A 19,414-nucleotide genomic window follows, 5' to 3' on the forward strand; every position below is an offset into this window, starting at 1 on the left:
AGCAAAACAAAATGATTGAACACAAAGTAGAGCAAATGATTAGTGCTGAAGCATTACAACAGCGAGTGAAAGAACTCGGTGATGAGATCAGCACTTACTACGCCGGCAGTGAACACCTGATCTTGGTCGGACTGCTGCGTGGCTCAGTGATTTTTATGGCCGATCTGGCGCGCGCAATTGACCAACCGGTAACGCTCGATTTCATGACCGTATCCAGTTATGGCAATGCCATGAGCTCGACTCGAGATGTCAAAGTGCTCAAAGATCTCGATGAAGACATTGAAGGCGCCGATGTGCTGTTGATCGAAGATATTGTCGACTCCGGTCATACCTTGAGTAAGGTGCTGGCGATGTTGGCATTGCGCAACCCGCGTTCGTTAAAGATCTGCACCCTGCTCGATAAGCCGTCTGGTCGAGAAGTTGATGTGGCCGCCAAATGGGTCGGCTTTGAAGTGCCAGATACCTTCGTGGTGGGCTATGGCATTGACTACAGCCAGCGTTATCGCAACCTGCCGTATCTTGGCAAAGTTGTCCCCGTTTAACATCACTTATCAGTCATCATTGGATTAGCTAGTCGCTCTATGAATGCAATTGAAATCAGAGGGTTAACCAAAACCTATAGTAATGGTGTGGAAGCCCTCAAGGGCATTGATTTGACCGTCCAACAAGGTGATTTCTACGCCTTGTTAGGCCCCAATGGTGCGGGCAAGTCGACCACCATTGGTATCTTAAGCTCACTGGTCACCAAGTCATCCGGCTCGGTATCGGTATTCGGCCACAGCATTGATAACGCGCTAGAGCAAGCCAAGAGCTGCATTGGCTTGGTGCCGCAAGAGTTCAATTTCAATCAGTTTGAAACCTTGCTGCAGATTGTGGTGAATCAGGCTGGATATTACGGTGTGCCGCGCAAAGAAGCGTTGCAACGTGCAGAAAAATACCTGACTCAGCTGGAGCTGTGGGAAAAGCGCAACCACCGAGCGCGGGAGTTATCTGGCGGCATGAAGCGCCGTCTGATGATCGCACGGGCGTTGATGCACGAACCACAAATGCTGATCCTAGATGAGCCCACGGCAGGGGTGGATATTGAAATTCGCCGCGGTATGTGGGACTTCCTACGGGAAATCAATCAGCAAGGCAAAACCATTATCCTGACGACTCATTATCTGGAAGAAGCCGAGTTGTTGTGCCGCAATATCGGCATCATCAACAAAGGCCAAATCGTCGCCAATACCAGCATGAAGGATTTGCTGGCCACCCTGAATGTTGAAACCTTTGTCCTCGATTTATCGGCTGCGGCAGACTCGATCACGCTCAGTGGTTTCGACTGGCGGCAAGTCGATGGCAGCTCGATTGAAGTTGATGTGGCGAAAGAAAAGGGCATGAACCCTGTTTTTGCGCAACTGGATGAACAAGGTATTCAGGTATTGAGTATGCGCAACAAGGCTAATCGATTAGAGGAATTGTTTGTTGCCATGATGGATTCCGCAGGGGAGAAAACGGCATGAGTGCGGCAGTCAATTACATCGCGCTAAAAAGTATTGTGCGCAAAGAATGCACCCGTTTTATGCGAATTTGGGTGCAAACGTTGGTGCCGCCGGCAATCACCACCACCCTGTATTTTGTCATTTTCGGCGGCTTGATCGGTAGCCGCGTTGGGCAAATGGGTGGCTTTAGCTACATGGATTACATCGTGCCCGGTTTAATCATGATGAGCGTGATCACCAGCTCCTACTCCAATGTCGCATCGTCGTTTTTCTCGGCCAAGTTTCAGCGCAATATCGAAGAGCTATTGGTCGCTCCGGTGCCCAATTACATCATCATCATGGGCTATGTTGCCGGTGGTGTGTGCCGCGGTTTGTTGGTCGGCAGCATTGTTACTCTAGTGGCGATGGTGTTTACCGATTTGCAATTCCACCACGTTGGTGTGTTGGTATTGGTGATTTTGCTCACGGCGATATTGTTTGCATTGGGTGGCATGTTCAACGCGCTATTCGCCAAGACCTTTGATGATGTCAGTATTATTCCGACCTTCGTGCTAACGCCGCTGACCTACCTTGGCGGCGTGTTCTATTCGATCGCAATGCTGCCTGAATTCTGGCAATGGGTCTCCAAGCTCAACCCTGTGGTCTATATGGTCAACACCTTCCGTTACGGTTTTCTTGGCGTCAGTGATATCCCGGTGTTGCCGTCCGTGATCATGCTGTTGGTGATGACGGTTGTGCTGTTTTTGGTGATCCTCAATATGTTGAAGCGTGGCGTGGGAATCCGTTCCTAATGGCGGGTAATTCAAAGCAAATCGTCAGCAATCAGCCAAGCGTTCATGAGCACTTGGCTGGTAAAGTGAATCGTCACCTGAGCCACCCGTTCAAAAAGCCGGTGGCTGAACATACGTTAGGTGTCTTTCGGCAACTTAATGAACAAGTTCAGCAATGGCAGGGGCCGGTGATCCTCGATGCCTGTTGCGGCGTTGGCGAGAGTACCAAGGTGTTGGCGGCGTGCTATCCAGATAGCTTGGTTGTCGGCATTGATAAGTCAGCCTGTCGAATTGACAAAGGGTTGCAGCAAGCAGGTGATGGCCACTATGTGTTGGCGCGAGCCGATTTGAACGACTTATGGCGGCTGGTCTGGGCTGCCAACTGGCCCCTTAGTCGGCAGTTTATTCTTTATCCCAACCCTTGGCCGAAAGCCGAGCACTTGGGCCGGCGTTGGCATGGAGCGGGGGTGTTCCCTTATATTCTTGCTGCTGGTGGCGTGCTGACGGTGCGAAGTAACTGGCACATCTACATTGAAGAAATCGCTCAGGCCATGACGATTGCGGGTCTGGCTGCCAAGCCAGCCCCTTATCCAACCGCAGCGGCAGTTGAGCCGATGACACCATTTGAGCGTAAGTACTGGCAGTCTGGCCATGACAGCACTCAGGTCGAGGTTGATTTGGCGGGTTATCAGGCGCCGCAATGGTTGCAGGATTCGCGTTCCTGGTTACAAACTGTTGTCGCTAAAAACTGAACCTTGGCGTAACGAAATCAACATTAATGTAGAAATTACAACCAATAATCGCATCTACGACTAGTCTTATAACTTGAGAGATAAATTATTTAAATTGGAGGCCCGAGCATGAAACGAGTGACCCGTTGTTGGACCCTAATGCTGGCCAGCCTGATGTTGATCCTGACCGGCTGTGCTTCAACCCCGAAAGTCGATTCTGACTATGCAGAGGGATTTAATTTCGCCCATCTGAAGTCGTTTCATCTGGTACCGATCAACAACAGCACTTATACCGGTCAGCCGGGCGCCAGCTTGACCGAGCAGCGCATTGAGCAGTCGATAAAGAGTTATCTGACGAACCGTGGAATGACTGAAGTGCCCGCTGATCAGGCCGAGATTCTGGTGTCCTATCATGTGACGACCCAAGATAAAACTCAGATCCGCAGTTATAACAACCAGTTCAGTTATGGTCGTAGCTACTACAATCGCGCTTGGGGTTACGGCTGGGGCAATGATATTGATGTCCGTCAGTTCACTGAAGGGCAGCTGTTAATCGATTTGGTTAACCCCGCGACCAACAATGTTGTTTGGCGCGGCATTGGTACCAAACGATTAAAACGCTCGACCACTCAAGATGAACGAATCGATACCATTAACGAATACGTCAATGCGATGTTTATGCAGGTGCCGAGTTGGTAATCGCATCATCGTTGTGAAACAGAGTTTGAAAACAAAAATGGCGAGATGAATATCTCGCCATTTTTTTGCTTTGAGTGGTGCTAAAGCACCGAGTGCGATTCGCGAGCCGCTCAGTCAGCCTTGGCTAACGCAGCGAATGCCTTGGCCGCAGCGGCAATGGTTTTATCAAGATCTTGCTGGCTATGAGCATAGGAAACAAACCCCGCTTCATAGGCCGATGGTGCCAGATAAACACCTTCATCAAGCATCAAGTGGAAGAACTTCTTGAAGCGCACGATATCGCATTGAGTTGCTTGCTCGAAGCTCGTCACTTGCTCTGCATCGGTAAAGAAATAACCGAACATGCCGCCAACGGTCACTGTCGCCAGTGATACGCCAGCCTCTTTGGCTGCCGCACGGAAGCCCGCCATCAGGTACTCTGCTTTTTCAGCGATGGTTTGGTGGATCTCTGGCGGCTGAATTAGTGCCAAGGTTGCGAGGCCCGCGGCCATTGCAACTGGGTTACCCGATAAGGTACCGGCCTGATAAACCGGCCCAGTCGGCGCGATGTGGTCCATGATTTCGGCTTTACCACCAAATGCTCCCACTGGCATACCGCCGCCGATAATTTTACCGAGCGTGGTTAAATCTGGGGTGACGTCATACAGCGCTTGTGCGCCCCCTAAAGCAACGCGGAAACCGGTCATCACTTCATCAAAAATTAGCACGCTGCCATATTGATCACAGATCGCCCGCAAGCCTTGCAAGAAGCCATCAGCTGGCGGGATACAGTTCATGTTGCCGGCAACAGGCTCAACAATGATTGCCGCGATATCGTCTCCGCATTCAGCGAATACCGCTTTGACTTCATCGAGGTTGTTAAAGCTGACCGTTACCGTGTGCTTGGCTAAATCGGCAGGTACGCCAGGTGATGTTGGCTCGCCCATGGTCAACATACCAGAGCCCGCTTTGACCAGCAGACTATCTGAATGGCCGTGATAGCAGCCCTCAAACTTGAGCAGTTTATTGCGCCCAGTGTAGCCTCGAGCCAGACGAATGGCGCTCATGGTGGCTTCGGTGCCAGAGTTAACCATGCGCACTTTTTCCATCGCCGGCATAATGCTCTGAATGGTCTCCGCCATGGTGACTTCTGCTGCCGTAGGAGCGCCATAGCTCAAGCCTTGCTGTACCGCATCAACCACCGCCTGACGGATTTTCGGGTGGTTGTGACCCATGATCATCGGTCCCCAAGAGCCGACGTAATCGACATAATTTTTGCCGTCCACATCATATAAATAGGCTCCATCTGCTCGCTCGATAAAGACCGGCGTGCCACCGACACCATTGAATGCTCGCACCGGTGAATTAACACCGCCGGGAATGGTCTGACAGGCTTGTTGATAGAGTTGTTGCGAACGGCTCATGAAGCGATCTCCGATGATGAAGTTGATTAGCAGGAATAAGCGCCACAATCGCGCCGAGACTGCTGTTTATTGGCGCCTCACTATATCAAACCAAACAGAAAAATCATGCGAGATTTGAGAGTGGGTATTTACCGATGGTGCTAGCAAGCTGTTCGCTAAGCCACTTCCTTATGCAGGTATTCAGCCAGCATCGGCCAAGTGATAATGCCTAACAGTTGCTCGCGACTGTCACCGTAAACATAAACCGCACCTTTTCTGATCCGCCGCAGGCGCTGGTAGGCGATGGCAAGAGAGGCTTGCTGATCGATGCCCTCCATTCGCAGGCGCTCGCCATTGTCAGGATCGATGTAAAACAGGCGGTCATGGGCTTCACCTTTTTCTTTGGTCAGCACAATCCCTTTGACCGCAGCCATATCATCAATGTCACTGAGCCATTGGAAATTGCGTTCCATCAAGGCCAGTGCGCCGGTTTTTTGCAGACTCAACACCACAGGCGATTGTTCATAGGTCATCCCCTGCATTTGCATTTGCTGAACAAACATCGACGGTTTATTGAATATTTGGCCGACCATCAACTGGGCAGGGATCATCACCAGCATGGCTGGCAGTACCACATCAGGGCTGTTAGTCAGCTCCGCAATGGCGACCATTGCGGCCATTGGCGCATGCAGCGACGCCGCCATCATGCTACCCATGCCAATGATGATGAAAAACGGCGTCAATGCTGGATCCCAGTCAAGATAGGGGCTCAGTAGCGTCAGGAAGCAGCCAGTAGCTAGTGCGCCCATGGCGTAAAGTGGGCCGATAATCCCGCCGGGAATACCCAACCCCAACGCCACGGAGCAGGCGACTAACTTGCCAACAAACAACGCAGCAATGAGTTCAAAGGTGAGGCTGCCGTCAAGTTGGCGCAGCACGGCCTCGGACTCGGTCATGTTCAATTCGGGAACAAACCAAGCGATGATGCAGGTGACACTGCCGGCGATGGTCAAGCGATAGGTCAGTGACAAGCGGTAACTGGCTTGAGTCACCCAGCTGAGCATGGCGGCGAAAATGACCGATAGCAATCCAAGACCAACCCCCAAAAGCACTAAACTGCCAGCAATTTTCCAGTCAATCGCAGGAAATTGACCAAGGGTGACATCCAAGCTGTGGCCCAGATTGAGCTGGTTATGGACAATTGCGCCGCAAGCCGCGGCCAGTAGCACAGGTAACACCATGTGCATTTTGTATTCTTTCAACACCACTTCCATGACAAAGACGACCGCGCCCAGCGGGGTGTTAAACGTTGCTGCAATACCGGCCGCGATACCGCTGGCGGATAACACGCGGGTGGCATTGTTGGGTAATTTCAACCACCAGCCGACTAACCCGCTGCCAGCAGCGCCCAAATGCACCGCAGGGCCTTCTCGGCCAACGACAAAACCGCTGGCGAGGGCGATGCTCGCGCCAATAAATTGGTTGATGGTGTTTTTCAACGGCATCGAACCGTTGTGCGTCCGAATCCGGTAGATCACAAAGGGAATGCCTAGCCGGTAATATTGCAAGCCCATTGAAATGGCGATGAGCAAGATAATGGCAACGCCCAACAAAGGCAGACCATGGGCTAGCAGCGGAAATTCAATGACAAGTTGGGCGAAGAGATCTTTTAAGAAGCGAATGGAGCCGATGAACAAAACAATCAGTAACGATGCACAGAAGCCACCGATAAGGCCTAGCAGTGTTAATTGCCAGCTCACTCTGGGAACAGCGAGGCGATATCGCAATAAGTGCAGTAGCTTGTTCATCCTGATTTCAGCTATCAACTCGAGTTGGGATTGAATATGATAGATATTCTATGTGGATTGTTAAGCAGTTACATCATTTGATTAAGAGAATATTGGCGCTGGAAGTGTTTCGAACTGGGCGCGTGACCATACTGCTGGCGATGGCGTTTTGTGTCATGGCCGGTGTTGTCGCGGGTCGATTTGGCTACGATCAGCAAGTTCAAAAACGCTTGGATGCTGAACGACAGGTCGAACTAGCCGAGTTACATCTACAAGAAAATCAAAAGATTACATCAAGTAAAGACATCTCCCTACGAATGGTGAATGCGGAGCTGACTTGGCTGCAAGAAGAAATCAAGCGGCTTGGCGATGAAAAACAAGCCCTGACCGAAGAATTGAACTTATACCGTAAAGTGTTTCGCGATGGCGGCTCCAATGATGTCATGGCCATCGACTCGGCGACCATCCTCAATACCAATGCTGCGAATGTCTTTCGCTTTCGTATCACCTTGATTCAATTAGGGCGGTTTGACCGGCCAGTGAAAGGGGAATTGTCGCTGTCGTTATTTGGTATTCGCTCAGAACAGCCGGTGCAGTTTGATACCTGGGCGTTGGTTGCGGCGGCCGACAAAGCCAGTTTGCAGTTTAGCTTTCGTTATTTAACGACGATTGAAGGCATCATTCAGGTGCCCGATGATGTGGTGCCCGAGCAACTTGAACTGCAAACCAAGCTCAGTAGCATGCCGCGCAGCAAAAGCACGGTTACAGCGACCTATGAATGGCGCGACATCGTTCAAGCCGATTTTTAGCCCACTGGTTAAGTGTGACTGAGCGCAAGTTAATACTTGAATAAAATACTCGGGTATTGGATAATCCCGCGGTAATGTAACAGTGAGGTTTGTATGTCCCAGCCTGAAGTCGCAGCGTTGCCCATTCAGTTTTCTGACGCCGCTGCTCAAAAAGTGAAAACACTAATCGCCGAAGAGGAAAATCCGGAGCTGAAGCTACGGGTCTACGTGACCGGTGGTGGTTGTTCTGGCTTCCAGTATGGCTTCACTTTCGACGAAAAGGTCAATGAGGGTGATACCACCATCGACAAAGAAGATGTGACTCTGGTGATTGACCCAATGAGTCTGCAATACCTGATCGGTGGCATCGTCGATTACACCGAAGGCCTTGAAGGTTCTCGCTTTTTTGTGAATAACCCGAATGCGACAACCACGTGCGGTTGTGGTGCTTCGTTCTCTGTTTGACGCTCTCCAATTCTCTTTCTGGTCATCATGATCACGCCTTATCTGCTTCGCGGGTAAGGCTGTCTAGCCCTTCATAACTCGTAACATTTTTACATCCACATTTACTTTATGGTCTTTTACGATAGCGGAGTCGAAATAGAACCCGGCCCTCTGCTCGTTTTGGCCGGACAAGGAATGCGTCATGTCGAAACTCTCTCAAGGCCTGCAACTGCTATCGGCTAAACCCTGGATTATTGCCATTGCAATTAGCGTGCTGCTGGTCGCGTGGATGGCCAGCGGTTCTGCCAGCAATGAAGCGCCACAGGCGGACAGTGAACAGCAAAGTCTGTTACCGAAAGTTCAGGTTACCCGGATGGAAACAACCGAGGTGACCCGAGCCATTACTCTGTATGGTCGGACCGAGCCGAATCGTGAAGCAACGTTGCGGGCAGAAACCGAAGGCCGAGTGATCGAAATTCTGGCGGTACGGGGCGCATCGGTTGCAGCTGGCCAACCGCTGGTGCGGCTGGCAATGAATGATCGCGAGCAGCGGTTAAATCAGGCAAAAGCCGAATTCGAGCAGCGTCAAATAGAATATCAAGGCGCCAAAAAGCTAAGCTCGCAAGGTTTTTCCGGCCGAGCGCGCTTAGCTGAAGCGCAAGCTCAACTCGAACAAGCCAAGGCCGCTGTCGCGCGACTGCAATTAGAAATCGACCACACCATCATCCATGCGCCGTTCGACGGCGTGTTGAATGAGCGCATGGTCGAAGTGGGCGATTACCTTGGCGTCGGCGATCCTGTCGCCAAAGTGTATGACATTGATCCGCTGATTATTCGCGCCGATGCTGGCCAGCATGACATTTCCCAGCTGCAGGTAGGCCAACTCGGTCAGGCTCGATTCGTTGATGGCAACTTGCTGCAAGGTACTATTCGTTACTTGTCGAAAGTGGCCGATGCCGCGACCAACACGTTTCGTGTAGAGCTGACTCTAGATAATGCCGACGGTAAGTTATTCGCCGGCTTGAGCACCGAGCTTGAATTGCCCTTGGCAACGATGAAGGCCATTCAGGTTACCCCAGCCCTGCTGGCCTTGGATGAAGACGGCAATCTTGGCATTAAATCCGTTGATGACGATCTCGTTCGCTTTACGCCGATTGAGCTGGTGAAGGCCGACAACGATGGCGTTTGGTTATCTGGCTTTGGTGATTCAGTGGCGGTCATCACCATGGGACAGGGTTTTGTTCGTCCCGGTGATCAGGTCATCCCGGTTTACCAAGAAGCTGAATAAGGAACTATCATGCTCGCTCTTATTGAAGCTTCATTAAGCCGTACCCGCACTGTCATGATGATCCTGGTGTTGGTATTAATCGCCGGTGTTTCAACGTATGTATCTATTCCAAAGGAATCCAACCCAGATGTCCTGATCCCGTACATTTATGTCTCCATGACACATGATGGTATTAGCCCAGAAGATGCTGAGCGCATGCTGGTACGGCCGATGGAGAACGAATTACGCTCGATCGAAGGGGTAAAAGAAATGACAGCGCGAGCTGGCGAAGGCCATGCTTCGGTGACGCTGGAATTTCTTGCTGGCACCGATCCAAAAGATGCGCTGGCAGACGTCCGTGACAAAGTCACCTTGGCCAAAGCCAAGCTGCCAAGCGAAACCGAAGAACCATCGGTTCACGAAGTAAAAATGGCCGAGCAGAATCCAGCTATTACCGTGATGCTGGCAGGTCCAGTGCCAGAGCGAGCGCTGATCCAGCTCGCCCGTGATATGCAAGATCGACTGGAAAGTTTGCCAGAAATTCTGGAAGTCAAAATTGGTGGCGATCGCGAAGACATTGTTGAAATCATCGTCGATCCATTGCTGATGGAAAGCTACGACCTTGACCAAGGCGACATTGCCAGTCTGGTGTCGCGCAATAACCGTTTGGTGGCCGCTGGCACTATGGATACTGGCAAGGGTAGCTTTGCGGTGAAGGTGCCATCGGTATTTGAAACCGTTCGCGACGTCATGGAAATGCCGATTAAAGTGGATGGCGATAAAGTGATTACCTTTGCTGATGTCGCCACCGTCCGCCGTGCATATAAAGACCCCAGTACCTTTGCCCGCTTGAACGGCCAGCCAACGGTCTCACTGGAAGTGGTTAAGCGGCCCGGCGAAAACATTATTGAAACGGTTAATAAAACCAAGGCGCTGGTGGCGGAGCAGCAGAAAGTCTGGCCTGCCAACGTCGAAGTAGCCTACACCGGCGATCAATCAGAAGACGTCAAAGAGATGCTCAATGATCTGCAAAACAATGTGTTATCAGCGATTTTGCTGGTGGTGATTGTCATTGTCGCGGTGCTTGGTTTGCGCAGTGCTGGATTGGTCGGGGTGGCGATTCCCGGCTCGTTTTTAACCGGTATTCTAGTGCTGGCTATTATGGGCTTTACCGTCAATATTGTGGTGTTATTTGCCTTGATCATGGCGGTGGGGATGTTGGTCGATGGCGCCATTGTGGTGACCGAATACGCCGACCGTTGCATGAGTGAAGGCATGCCGCGCAAGCAGGCTTACTTGCAAGCCGCAAAACGAATGGCATGGCCAATCACCGCTTCAACGGCGACAACACTGGCGGCTTTCGCGCCACTGATTTTCTGGCCGGGGATCATGGGCGAATTCATGAAGTACCTGCCGATCACGCTCATCGCCACGCTCTCGGCTAGCCTGTTTATGGCGTTGATTTTCGTGCCAGCATTAGGCTCGATGATCGGCAAAAGCCGCCCGGTGAGTGCCGAAGCCAAACAGCAACTGATGCTCGCCGAGCAGGGCGATGTCACCGCCATTAAAGGGTTTACCGGTACTTACCTGCGCACGTTAGCGGGCGCTATTAAACGGCCGGTTTGGGTCTTGCTTGGTTCGATTTTGTTCGCCATTAGCGTTGTCGTTGCCTATGCCATGTCGAATTTAGGGATGGAGTTTTTCCCTGATGTTGAGCCTTCCGGCGCGAACGTCTACGTGCGCTCCCATGGTGATTTATCGGTCTATGAAAAAGACACCATCATGCGCGATATTGAGCAGCGCATGGTCGATATGGGCGAAATTGAAACGCTCTACACGCTGACCGGCAATAACGGTGAGATCGGCTATTTCCGAATTAACTTAGTCGATTGGGATCAGCGTCGCTCGGCCAATACCATTATCGATGAGATCCGCGAATCAACTGGCGATCTCGCTGGCGTCGAAATTGAGATCCGCAAAGATGAAAATGGTCCCGGTGGTGGTAAAGATCTGCGGCTACAGCTCAGTTCTCGGTTCCCAGGCTTAGTTGATGATGCCGTGCGCACCGTGCGTCATGCATTGGCTGAGAATGGTAGCTTCACCAATATCGATGACAATGGCAGCAAGCCCGGTATCGAATGGCAACTGCAAGTTGATCGCTCTGATGCTGCCCGCTTCGGTGCCGATGTCACGACCCTAGGGGCGACGGTGCAAATGGTCACCAATGGTCTCAAGCTTGGTGAATATCGGCCGGATGATGTCGACGACGAACTCGATATTCGGGTGCGCTTCCCCGAACAGAAGCGCCACTTGGGCCGACTGGACGAACTGCGAGTGCGTACTTACGCCGGACAGGTGCCTATCAGTAACTTTGTCCAGCGCACTCCAGAGAAAAAGCTCGATACCATCCGCCGTGTTGATGGCAAGCGGGTGGTGACGGTCAGTGCCGATCTGATCCCCGGTGCGTTGTTAAATCTTGAACTGCCGAAACTGCAGGAGCAGTTGCCAAATCTGGGCATCGATCCGCGCGTTCATATTGAGGTCAAAGGCCAGAATGAAGAGCAAGATGAATCCTCAGCCTTCTTGCAAAATGCCTTTATGGTGGCGCTGTTCGTCATGGCCATTATCTTGGTTACTCAGTTTAATAGTTTTTATCAGGCGTTTTTGATCCTCAGTGCGGTGGTGTTCTCTACTGTTGGCGTATTGCTCGGCCTGCTGATATTCCAGAAGCCCTTTGGCATTGTTATGTCGGGTATTGGCGTGATTGCGCTGGCGGGAATTGTGGTCAACAACAACATTGTGTTGATTGACACCTTTAATGTTTTGCGGCGGCAAGGAATGACGGCCAGCGAAGCGATTTTGCGAACGGGCGCGCAACGTTTGCGGCCGGTGTTGATGACCACTGTGACGACGATCCTTGGCTTATTGCCGATGGTGCTGGAAGTCAACATCGACTTGATGGCGCGGACTATTCAGCATGGCGCACCCTCAACCCAATGGTGGTCGCAGCTGGCAACCGCAGTTGCAGGGGGATTGGCGTTTGCAACGGTTTTGACCTTAGTGCTGACCCCTTGTTTGCTGATGATTGGCGCTAACGTCAGTGACTTCTTTAATCGTCGCCGGCAGGCCGCCGAGCCGACAAAACCCGATGCCAAGGTCGAGGATATCCACTCCGCCGCGTAACTTGATCCAGTTACATCAATAGGTTTTGGGGCGCCCGCAGGCGCCTCTTTTTTTGCCATTTTGACTGCGTCGTCGGCCAAATCGATAGCTGTTGATATCTTGCGACATTGGTATAATCCAGCCCTTAACCATTTAGGATTCACCATGCTTAGCTATCGCCACTCATTCCATGCCGGTAATTTCGCCGATGTTCTCAAGCACATCGTGCTGGTTGAAATCATGCAGTACCTGCAGCAAAAACCAAAACCACTGGATTACATCGATACTCACTCTGGGGCAGGGCTTTACAATCTCAACACAAAAACGGCCAATAAGCTGAGCGAACATTTAGGCGGTATCGGCAAATTAAAAGCCGAAGATTATCCCGAGGTGAGCCGTTATTTTGAGTTACTCAAAGCGTCTGACCCAAGTGGCGAGCTGAACTTTTATCCGGGCTCGCCGCTACTGGCCAAGCTCATGTTAAGAGAAGGCGATAAATCCTGGTTGACCGAATTGCATCCGCAAGATTACAAGCACCTAGTGAACAACATGGGCCGCGATCGCCGTATTCGGGTTAGCCAAGAAGACGGTTTAAAGCGTCTGAAAGGCTTGTTGCCGCCGCAAAGCCGCCGCGCACTGGTGTTGATTGATCCATCCTACGAAATCAAAACCGAATATCAGCAAGTGTTTGATGCCATTGCTCATGGGCATAAGAAGTTCGCAACAGGGGTTTATGCGCTGTGGTATCCAGTGGTTGAGCGGGCTCGCATCGACAAGCTCGATCAGCAGTTTATCAACAGTGGTATTGCCAATATTCAGCGCTTTGAGTTGGGCACTTCAGCAGATTCGGATGAAAAAGGCATGACATCATCGGGCATGTACGTGGTGAATCCACCATGGATCTTGATGGCTACCATGTCAGCTATTCTGCCAAGATTGGCCAAAGCCGTGTCTATTGATGGTGACCAGCATTATCGCTGTGACACCTTGGTTGCCGAATGATTTTGCTTTCAGCGCGCTAATTCGTTAGATTCATGGCCGATTTTACAGTCTCCGAGAAAGCTCTTATGCCGTTATCGACTCGCCTCAAGGTGGCCTGGCGTTTAGTCAGCAATCAAGTGACTCCGCAGCGCGTTTCTTTTGTTGTGGCCGGAGCCCAGAAGAGCGGCACTACAGCGCTTGATCAATACCTGCGACGACATCAGAGCCTCGCCATGCCGGATAAAAAAGAAGTGCACTTCTTTGATAACAGTCGGCTGTTTGCCAACGGTGAGCCGAATTACCGCCACTATCATGCATTTTACCCATCGGACTGCAGTGAGCGTCTGATGGGGCATGTCACGCCTGCTTATATGTATCTGCCTGATTGCATGCCGCGCATCCATCGCTATAACCCTGACATGAAAGTGATTGCGGTATTGAGAAATCCCATCGAGCGAGCTTATTCCCACTGGAATATGGAGCGCCACCGAGGGCGGGAAAAGCTACCGTTCGTTCAGGCAATGGCCGAAGAAGCGGAGCGTATTCAACACAGCCGTGGTAGTTCTCGTAAATATTCCTATGTTGATCGAGGCTTCTACAGCCAGCAAATCGAGCGTATCTGGCAGCTGTTTCCAAAACAACAAACCTTGTTTTTACGACATGATGAGCTGCTTGCTGACCCCACCGCCACGGTCAATCAGATCTATCGCTTTTTAGGTGTTGCGGAACTGCCTCATACGGCAAAGAAAGATGTTCATAGCCGGCCATATGTCAGTAAAATCAGCGCCGATGAAAAGGACCAACTGCGTTCAATTTTCAGCGACGAGATCAGCAAGTTAGAGTCTCTGTTGGGCTGGAATTTGGATAGCTGGCGAGAGTAACACCGGACCTACAATTTGGCGGCGATTCCGGCGCTTTGGTAATTATCGCGGTTAACGAATACAGCAGGAATATCCGTGTGTTCCTCGACAGCTTGCGCTAATCGGATGCGATGCAGCGTTTTGATGCCATCGTAGCCCATACGATATGGGTCTTGAACGACAAAACCAGCCAACTTACCTGCGATTAGAGCTTTGACAATATAGCGGTTGCTGTCAAAGCCAATGTGCACTGGTCGGGAATTGTTTTGCCAGCCATCAAGGCTGGCAATCGTTGCTACCGTGCTGTTTTCATTCGGGCTGAACAGCCCATCTACTGCGGGGTGCTCTAGCAATAGCTTGTTAATGTTACTTCGTGCTTCGCCAATCTCAGTGCCGATTAGCTCGTTAAAGACCACATCAATGCCCATGTCGTTAGCGGTATCGATGAAACCTGCCACCCTAGCCGCGACTGTTTTATCCAATTGATGAGTGCGAAATACGCCAACTTTTGCTCCCGGAGCGAGTTGGTGTGCCATTTGGTTGGCGGCCAGTTGACCGGCGCGATAATTGTTGGTTTTTAGGACGGCAGCTCTGTCTCCTCCCATATCTCGATCGACGAAGACAATAGGGATGCCAATGGATTTGTATTGGGTCACCGTATCAAGAAGAGCGGTCGAACTGGGAGCCAGTAGAAAGCCGGTGCAGCCTTTTTGCCGCATGGACTCAATGATGAGCGCCTGTGCTTCGTCGTTGCGCTCGTCGGCGATACCGCGAGTGATGATGGCAATATCAATTTCTTTGGCGGCTGTTTGCGCACCTTTCACCACTTGCTGCCAGTAATTTGCGCCTCCCCCAGCGGTTACGACACCATAGCAGCTCGCCTGAAGGCTGCCGCTAAATAATGCCAACAGCACAAACACACCGAGTATCAGCCACGTCAAGGCTGACTTCGTTGGGGAGTGAGATGGTGTTAGAAATCGTAACTGCACAACAAATCAATATTAGAAACTAAGGACGTTAAAGTTTAGTACTGAAAAGCAGCCCTGCTAGTTCACATGACAATAAGCCAGCCAGTGGCAACCTCAGTTTACTGTGATTGACCGATCAGCAAGACGGATACAAACATCCCAAGATGCGTGGTCCGTTGGCGCCAGTTACTTTCGGCACATTCGCAGGAATACGCTGTTCAAAACAATGAGCCAACCAAGCAAAACAAACTGCTTCAACCCAATCGGGATCCAGTCCAAGGGCTGCGGTGGTGTCAACGGTGTGAGAGGGCATGGCTTGCGTCAACGAGCGCATGATTAAACCATTGTGGGCGCCACCGCCACAGATGTAGGCATTGCACTTGCCTCTGGCCAATGGTCGGATGGCATCGGCAATGCTATGCACAGTGAGGGCATGTAAGGTTGCCTGTGCATCGGCTGATGCAATTGGCTTGGCATCACCCATATAGTCTTTTAGCCAATGAACATTGAAATACTCGCGGCCAGTGCTTTTGGGGGCGGGACGATGGAAGTAGGCATCGGTCATTAGGTTGGCCAATAGCTCTTGATCAATATTGCCCGAGGCGCCCCAATTACCATTGTCATCATAAGACTGGCCGGTATGAAGTTGGCACCAACTATCAATCAAGGTATTGCCAGGACCAGTGTCAAAGCCAAAGATATGATCGCTATTGGCTGGCAGATAAGTCAGATTGGCGATACCGCCAATATTGACAATGATGGTCGGCTCTTCGCGTTTACCTAGTAACCAAGAATGAAACGCCGGCACTAATGGCGCGCCTTGACCGCCCGCAGCCATATCGGCGCTGCGGAAGTCCGCTACGGTGTCGATGCCGGTTTTTTCGGCAATGATCGACGCATCGCCAAGCTGTAGGGTAAATCGATGATCGAGATCGGGTCGGTGACGCACGGTTTGGCCATGACTGCCAATGGCACTCACTTCGCTCGCGGCGATGCCGGCTTTTTCCAGCAGTTGGTTGATCGCGTCAGCGCTACATTCCCCAAGCCATTGGTGAGCGCGACCATACGAGTCGAGATCATCAGAGCCCGGCTCACATAGCCGCTGGCAAAGCGTATTTAAGGTATCAGGTAGGGAGTAGGTGTGGGCGGCAACCAGCTCTAGCTGGTGGTCACCAAAACGGACTAATGCCACGTCCAGCCCATCCATGCTGGTTCCTGTCATTAGTCCGATATAGTATTTGCTCATTTCATCAATCAGTCATTGTTGGCGTTCATCGCCAAGAGAATGCGTTGATTGGAATCTAGCTGATGACCGATTTGTTTCGCAAGGTTCAAGAACGACTGACGCTCTTTTTTGGCAATGGCTTGCGATTGCGGCAACTTCACCGTGCGCGGGTTGCGGTGCACGCCATTGACTAAGAATTCATAGTGTAAGTGAGGGCCGGTAACGCGGCCGGTGGCGCCAACGGTACCAATGGTTTTGCCCTGCTTCACTCGCTGGCCCGTTTTCACGTAGCGCTTGTGCAAGTGAAGGTATTTGGTGACGTACTTTTCGCCGTGCTTAATGAATACATAGTTACCATTCAGGCGGCTGTACCCTGACTTCATGACTTTACCATCGCCAGCGGCAACCACAGGTGTGCCGGTCTTGGCGGCGTAATCAATACCGCGGTGTGGTCTAACTTTACCGGTCACAGGGTGAAGCCGACGCGGGTTGAAGCTGGAACTGATGTATTTGAAGTTAACCGGTGCGCGTAAAAACGCCTTGCGCATGGCATGGCCGTCTGGCGAGTAATAATTGCCATCGGTATGACGTATGGCACGGTGGCGCTCGCCCTGATTGACAAACTCGGCCCCGATAATATCGCCATAACCGGCAAACTCGCCATCGAGGTAACGAGTCTCGTAAATGACGGTAAAGCTATCGCCCTTGCGAATATCGAGGGCAAAGTCGATATCCCAGCCGAAAATATTGGCCAGCGCCATGATCAAGTTTGGCGTCATGCCAGACTCAATACCGGCATTCCAGAAATTGCTTTCGATGGTGGCGCCAGCATAGTCGCTGCGCAGTTCGAATTCTTTTTCTACCGTACGGGCATCAAAGCCGCCGTCGATGACATCGACATAAAGAGTCTTTTCTTCGCTGATGGCATAAGCCAGTTGCTGCAAGTTGCCGTCGGTGTCTCTGGCAAAGCTAATTTGATCGCCAGGGTGAATTTTCTTCAACGCGGCAACAGGTTTGCCGAGTTGCATGATTTGGTGCAGGGTTTTGGCCGATAATCCGGCGCGGCTAAATAGTTTCGCCAGGCTATCGCCTGACTTCACCGTTTCGACTTGCCAATTGAATTGCTCCGCCGCTTCGGCAGCTTGCGCTGCGGCTTGAGAGGCTTGCAGATCGAGAGGAAGGGGATAACGCTTGTTGAGCTCTAGCTGCCAGGGCGCGTCCGCAGTGCGCGTGGCTTTAGCCTGTTCCGAAGGCCAAATTATTCCCAGCAAAATAAAGAATACACACAGACCCAACAACCAGCGATGGCTGCTTGGCATGCGGTGCAATACCCGCGTCATTGTACAACTACTCTTTGTTTGTATGTGATTTAACTAAGCGCTTGCTTGCTCAAATAAAGACTTCATTGAAACAAGAAATACACATCAAAGGTCAACAATCCCTTGGCCTACAGTGCTACTTGATACTTATATTGACTGTATTTTTCAAGTACAATCCGTCCGCTTTGACGTATTCATCTAAAAAAAGGGGCGATTCATGACCGACTTGCAAACCGCACTTGCTGAGATTAAAAGGGGTGCAGAGGAAATTCTGGTCGAAGACGAACTGGTTGAAAAACTAAAATTAGATCGCCCGCTGATCGTCAAGTTAGGTGCCGATCCAACGGCACCGGATATCCACTTAGGTCACACCGTGATCCTGACCAAATTGCGCCAGTTTCAACAACTCGGCCATCAAGTGGTGTTCCTGATTGGTGACTTCACCGGCATGGTTGGTGACCCAACAGGCAAAAATTCTACGCGTCCACCGCTGACCAAAGAGCAAGTACTTGCTAACGCCGAAACCTACAAAGAGCAGGTTTTCAAAATTCTCGACCCAGAGAAAACACGCGTTGTGTTTAACTCGGAGTGGCTGGCAGAACTAGGCGCTGAAGGCATGATCCGCTTGGCTGCAAAGCAAACTGTTGCCCGTATGCTTGAGCGTGATGATTTTAAAAAGCGTTACACCGGTGGCCAGCCGATTGCGATTCATGAATTCATGTATCCGTTGCTGCAAGGCTATGACTCAGTGGCGCTAAATGCCGACATTGAGCTTGGTGGTACCGATCAGAAGTTCAACCTGTTGATGGGCCGTGAGCTGCAAAAAGACGCCGGTCAAAAGCCTCAGGTAGTGCTGACCATGCCACTGCTGGAAGGTTTGGACGGCGTTAAGAAAATGTCCAAGTCAGCTAATAACTACATTGGTATTTCTGAGCCAGCCGATGAGATGTTCGGCAAAATCATGTCGATTTCAGATGACTTGATGTGGCGTTACTACCAACTGCTGAGCTACCGTCCGTTGGCTGAAATTGAGCAGCTTAAAGCCGATGTTGAAGCTGGCAAAAACCCACGAGATGTCAAAATCGCACTAGCCAAAGAAATCATTGCTCGGTTCCACGACCAAGCAGCGGCTGATGGCGCGGAGCAGGCGTTTATTGCGCGCTTCCAAAAAGGCGCGATTCCAGACGATATCGCCGAAGTAACCGTGAATGCTGTTGACGGTGAAATCGGTATGGCGAATTTGCTGAAAGATGCAGGTCTGGTGGCCTCGACCTCTGAAGCCATGCGCATGGTGAAACAAGGTGCGGTGAAACAAGACGGTGAGAAAGTTGCTGACGCCAAGCAAACAGTTGCGACTGGCACAACGGCGGTATTCCAAGTTGGTAAGCGTCGTTTTGCCAAGGTGACTGTCGCTTAATTGCAGCTCTGTCGATTTTAGAAAGCCCGCTTTATGCCTGTCTCTTGATCACATCTCAGAGCTCAAGAGACTTGGCTAGCTCATAGCCTTCAAGGATGGTTTGTAGTTTGAACCATCCTTGCCACAATCG

At 51.2% G+C, this 19,414-nt stretch carries 17 protein-coding genes; 12 read left to right on the forward strand and 5 right to left on the reverse strand.

What is annotated here, in order from left to right:
- Nucleotides 1–14: 14 nt before the first annotated feature.
- From hpt to IC617_RS11795, 5 genes are all read left to right on the forward strand, one after another.
- Nucleotides 15–542, forward strand: a complete 528-nt coding sequence (gene hpt, locus IC617_RS11775; protein WP_191145200.1) for a hypoxanthine phosphoribosyltransferase — start codon at nucleotides 15–17, stop codon at nucleotides 540–542.
- A gap of 39 nt (nucleotides 543–581) precedes the next feature.
- Nucleotides 582–1,505 carry an ABC transporter ATP-binding protein gene (locus IC617_RS11780; RefSeq protein ID WP_191145182.1) on the forward strand — a complete coding sequence of 308 codons (924 nt, stop codon included), beginning with the start codon at nucleotides 582–584 and terminating at the stop codon, nucleotides 1,503–1,505.
- Nucleotides 1,502–2,275 carry an ABC transporter permease gene (locus IC617_RS11785; protein ID WP_191145183.1) on the forward strand — a complete coding sequence of 258 codons (774 nt, stop codon included), beginning with the start codon at nucleotides 1,502–1,504 and terminating at the stop codon, nucleotides 2,273–2,275. The genes IC617_RS11780 and IC617_RS11785 overlap by 4 nt, the downstream gene beginning before the upstream one ends.
- Nucleotides 2,275–3,006, forward strand: coding sequence for a tRNA (guanine(46)-N(7))-methyltransferase TrmB (trmB, locus tag IC617_RS11790; RefSeq protein ID WP_191145184.1), 732 nt, complete (start codon nucleotides 2,275–2,277; stop codon nucleotides 3,004–3,006). The genes IC617_RS11785 and trmB overlap by 1 nt, the downstream gene beginning before the upstream one ends.
- 108 nt (nucleotides 3,007–3,114) lie before the next feature.
- Nucleotides 3,115–3,684 (forward strand): DUF4136 domain-containing protein, encoded by a 570-nt coding sequence (locus IC617_RS11795; RefSeq protein ID WP_191145185.1) that lies wholly within the window; start codon nucleotides 3,115–3,117, stop codon nucleotides 3,682–3,684.
- Between the two features lie 110 nt (nucleotides 3,685–3,794).
- On the opposite strand, the gene hemL is transcribed toward IC617_RS11795, so the two are convergent.
- Both hemL and IC617_RS11805 read right to left on the reverse strand, forming a co-directional pair.
- Nucleotides 3,795–5,087, reverse strand: coding sequence for a glutamate-1-semialdehyde 2,1-aminomutase (hemL, locus tag IC617_RS11800; RefSeq protein ID WP_191145186.1), 1,293 nt, complete (start codon nucleotides 5,085–5,087; stop codon nucleotides 3,795–3,797).
- Nucleotides 5,088–5,242: 155 nt separating this feature from the next.
- Entirely contained in the window at nucleotides 5,243–6,874 is a 1,632-nt protein-coding gene (locus IC617_RS11805; RefSeq protein WP_191145187.1) for a chloride channel protein, read from the reverse strand.
- A gap of 50 nt (nucleotides 6,875–6,924) precedes the next feature.
- Here IC617_RS11805 and IC617_RS11810 point away from each other — a divergent pair, with 50 nt between their 5' ends.
- From IC617_RS11810 to IC617_RS11835, 6 genes are all read left to right on the forward strand, one after another.
- Nucleotides 6,925–7,662, forward strand: coding sequence for a DUF6776 family protein (locus tag IC617_RS11810; protein WP_191145188.1), 738 nt, complete (start codon nucleotides 6,925–6,927; stop codon nucleotides 7,660–7,662).
- A 93-nt stretch (nucleotides 7,663–7,755) separates the two neighbouring features.
- The gene (gene erpA, locus IC617_RS11815) at nucleotides 7,756–8,106 is read left to right on the forward strand and encodes an iron-sulfur cluster insertion protein ErpA (protein ID WP_191145189.1); all 351 of its coding nucleotides are present in this window, start codon (nucleotides 7,756–7,758) and stop codon (nucleotides 8,104–8,106) included.
- Between the two features lie 181 nt (nucleotides 8,107–8,287).
- Complete coding sequence (locus tag IC617_RS11820; RefSeq protein ID WP_191145190.1) at nucleotides 8,288–9,373, forward strand: efflux RND transporter periplasmic adaptor subunit; 1,086 nt, start codon at nucleotides 8,288–8,290, stop codon at nucleotides 9,371–9,373.
- 9 nt (nucleotides 9,374–9,382) lie between these two features.
- On the forward strand, nucleotides 9,383–12,535 hold the full coding sequence (locus IC617_RS11825) for an efflux RND transporter permease subunit (protein WP_191145191.1): 3,153 nt from the start codon (nucleotides 9,383–9,385) through the stop codon (nucleotides 12,533–12,535).
- A 144-nt stretch (nucleotides 12,536–12,679) separates the two neighbouring features.
- Nucleotides 12,680–13,516 (forward strand): 23S rRNA (adenine(2030)-N(6))-methyltransferase RlmJ, encoded by an 837-nt coding sequence (locus IC617_RS11830; protein WP_191145192.1) that lies wholly within the window; start codon nucleotides 12,680–12,682, stop codon nucleotides 13,514–13,516.
- 65 nt (nucleotides 13,517–13,581) lie between these two features.
- Entirely contained in the window at nucleotides 13,582–14,376 is a 795-nt protein-coding gene (locus IC617_RS11835; protein WP_191145193.1) for a sulfotransferase family protein, read from the forward strand.
- 8 nt (nucleotides 14,377–14,384) lie between these two features.
- Here the strand turns inward: IC617_RS11835 and IC617_RS11840 are convergent, their stop codons facing one another.
- From IC617_RS11840 to IC617_RS11850, 3 genes are all read right to left on the reverse strand, one after another.
- Entirely contained in the window at nucleotides 14,385–15,296 is a 912-nt protein-coding gene (locus IC617_RS11840) for a substrate-binding domain-containing protein (RefSeq protein ID WP_191145194.1), read from the reverse strand.
- Nucleotides 15,297–15,459: 163 nt separating this feature from the next.
- On the reverse strand, nucleotides 15,460–16,569 hold the full coding sequence (locus IC617_RS11845) for an anhydro-N-acetylmuramic acid kinase (protein ID WP_191145195.1): 1,110 nt from the start codon (nucleotides 16,567–16,569) through the stop codon (nucleotides 15,460–15,462).
- 8 nt (nucleotides 16,570–16,577) lie between these two features.
- Nucleotides 16,578–17,888, reverse strand: a complete 1,311-nt coding sequence (locus IC617_RS11850; RefSeq protein ID WP_191145196.1) for a peptidoglycan DD-metalloendopeptidase family protein — start codon at nucleotides 17,886–17,888, stop codon at nucleotides 16,578–16,580.
- 196 nt (nucleotides 17,889–18,084) lie between these two features.
- Between IC617_RS11850 and tyrS the strand changes: the two genes are divergently transcribed.
- Complete coding sequence (gene tyrS / locus IC617_RS11855; RefSeq protein WP_087506408.1) at nucleotides 18,085–19,284, forward strand: tyrosine--tRNA ligase; 1,200 nt, start codon at nucleotides 18,085–18,087, stop codon at nucleotides 19,282–19,284.
- Nucleotides 19,285–19,414 lie beyond the last annotated feature (130 nt).

It is taken from the genome of Neiella litorisoli (assembly GCF_014773395.1).
In the GTDB taxonomy this organism is placed as follows: domain Bacteria; phylum Pseudomonadota; class Gammaproteobacteria; order Enterobacterales; family Neiellaceae; genus Neiella; species Neiella litorisoli.